Here is a 2,447-nt window from a genome sequence, read left to right on the forward strand (position 1 = left end):
CCATCATTTCCTTATTCTGAGTGAATTTGTAGTAATTTCCATTCAGTACAATACTATATTTGACTTTGTCCCACACCTGAGGGTCAAAATTACGCACTTTCCTTCCCAAGGCCTTCATCGGCTTAGGGTCGGACGTGTTCATGATTTCTTTTTCCACCTCTTTATCACCAAACAAACGTGCTTTCTCTGCCATCATATACTGCTCGGCACAAGAATAATTATAAGCATTCACTTGAAAAGGAGAAGGTTGCCATTGTGAAAAACAAGATTCGTCTACTACCTGAGCATTAGGTTTCCAAAAGAAGATAAAATTGAGTTCTTTGGTTGAGTTAAAAAAAGATGTCAGAGAGTATCTGTAAGTTCCTTTAGCCTGCCAAAAGGGAATACGATTATTTCCATAATAGTAATCATTCTTCCCAGAACTTAATTCTTCCAATGAAACTCTCGGTTTCCAAGTATTTAAATGCCAAAAACAAGGACGAGGATATAGTATTTGGTACTCTTGTTGTTGTCTTGGGGTAAGTGCTCTATACCATTTCCAAAAATCATAACCATAGGCTTCACCATAGCCCATACGCCAGCCTATGGTAAACTCTGAAAGCTCTGGAAACTTAATCCAAGGAGGGGTCTTAAGTTCAAATGTGGGTTTCATTATCATGTATTTTTAAGAGACAAAAGTAATATTTTTCTCAGAGTATTACAAAATATTTATTTTTAGGTCTCATTTCTTCTTCTCCCAGTTTTTGCCATACACGGCATAATACATCGCCTCTTGGTAGTAATCCTCTTTATCTTTCAAAAAGTTATTCAGGAGTGCTTTGTTTTCAGGATTTTTCATCGCTTCTGTAAGTGACTTGAATATCACATCATCTTGTGAAGAAATCACTCCCTCATATATCATAGGCAAGGTTTCTGCACTAAATCCATACTGTTCTATCAGCGCACTGACAAAGTTTTTGTGTACCATCTGGTGCTCATCATCTACTAGCTTAAAGTATTGTATAATCAAAGGAAAATACTTCTTGTCAGTGAGTCCCAAGCCAAATACAGCATAGCTTCCTGTCATACAGCTCTTCTCCCCTTCTTCCACATCGGTATACCATTCAAACTCTTTCATCGCTACCTTCGCATATTCCTCTAATTTAGAATGCAAGGTCTCATATTGCAATGCTTGTGCAAAAAAGCGATGCGTGCTTGATTTAGCAAGACCTTTTATATCCAAAAACTGTTTAGGAGCTTTAGAACTGAGCTTGATTTGATAACTATGAGGGAATCCTGCTTTAAGCAGCGCAATGATAAAATCCAATGCCTTACGGTAAGCCTCAGCGGTCTCTTGCTTGATTTTAAGGCTAATGGTAGCAAATACATCATTGGCATCAGCTTCCAATTCGCTATCTTTGTAATGAATCAGGTTATCGGGTAGCTCGCCCGTACCTTTTTTAAGGTATTGCTTGGCTTTCTCCGACCCCAGTTCATTGGCTGCTCGTTCTAAATATTCTCGAGCAGATTTTACATCCCAACTGTACCATTTGTATTTGATTTTCCAAAGGGCTTGTTGTATATAGAGGTTTAGTTTGTCTGTATCAACCTTTTCAGGAGTGATGCCTTCTTTGAGCGTATATTCAATATTCCATCGAGGTCTTTTTTTATCGTAATACAATGGGTAAAAAACTTCACATGCCCAGTATTCAGCCTTAAAAGTAAGCCATCTTGCATTTTCTTTTAGCCAATCTTTTTTACCAGCATAAAGTTTTAATGTTTTTTCAGCAATAGCAATGATTTGGCTCTCTGTATAACCATTGAGCTCTGTATCAAATAACTTATCTAAAAAGCTAACTATCTCTCCGTCCTCCATTTCTCTACTGGGGTGGTTGATTACCTCTTCCATAAAAGTGTCAAAACGTTTCTTAAGCTCTGCTTTGCGTGCTTCGTGTACCAGTTTGAACTGTAGTGTGTAATCTTCAAATTCAATATTTACTAATGTTTTATACTGGAACTTTCCAAAAAAAGCTTCTGTAAAGAACATCTTAGTAATTTTCTCCTGCAAAGTATTAGCAATAGTTTTCTTTTCTTCTTTAGAAAGTGTAGAGAAATTGGAAATGACTATTCTTTTAGGGGTACTATACTCTTTGAGTGAAGTATGAATAAGGATATTATTATCAGGATTCTCATCTTGCTCTATTAAAATATAGTTAGCAAAGCCTTCCACAAGATAACGATACTGATAAGGAGTTTCCGTTCCACACCCTATTTTTTCTAATATCCCTTGTAGAATTTCTTCAGCGTATTTTTCTGTTGTATTCATTTCTTTTATTTTAACAAATGTACATTCTGATATACCTTTCTAATCTCGTCCCTTACTTCCATAAGTGCAAAGCCCAACAAATTTTTGCCACGCCATGAGGCGATGTTATGTGCTTTCTCGTTGTCTTTCCCCAAGCCTATCC

At 36.8% G+C, this 2,447-nt stretch carries 2 protein-coding genes and 1 pseudogene; all 3 read right to left on the minus strand.

Features of this window, described 5'->3' with window-relative positions:
• Nucleotides 1–652, minus strand: a 652-nt coding sequence (locus Q0625_RS02245; RefSeq protein ID WP_298823272.1) for an NADAR family protein, incomplete at its 3' end; no start/stop codon positions are given.
• A gap of 69 nt (nt 653–721) precedes the next feature.
• Entirely contained in the window at nt 722–2,305 is a 1,584-nt protein-coding gene (locus Q0625_RS02250; protein WP_298823273.1) for a DUF6138 family protein, read from the minus strand.
• Between the two features lie 5 nt (nt 2,306–2,310).
• Nucleotides 2,311–2,447, minus strand: a pseudogene (locus Q0625_RS02255) (DUF1768 domain-containing protein); the annotation flags it as partial.

It is taken from the genome of uncultured Capnocytophaga sp., assembly GCF_938029845.1.
Lineage (GTDB): Bacteria > Bacteroidota > Bacteroidia > Flavobacteriales > Flavobacteriaceae > Capnocytophaga.

What these genes read in the sequence shown, in the direction of transcription:
- Q0625_RS02250 (WP_298823273.1), bottom strand. Translation starts at nt 2,305, where the DNA reads ATGAATACAACAGAAAAATACGCTGAAGAAATTCTACAAGGGATATTA.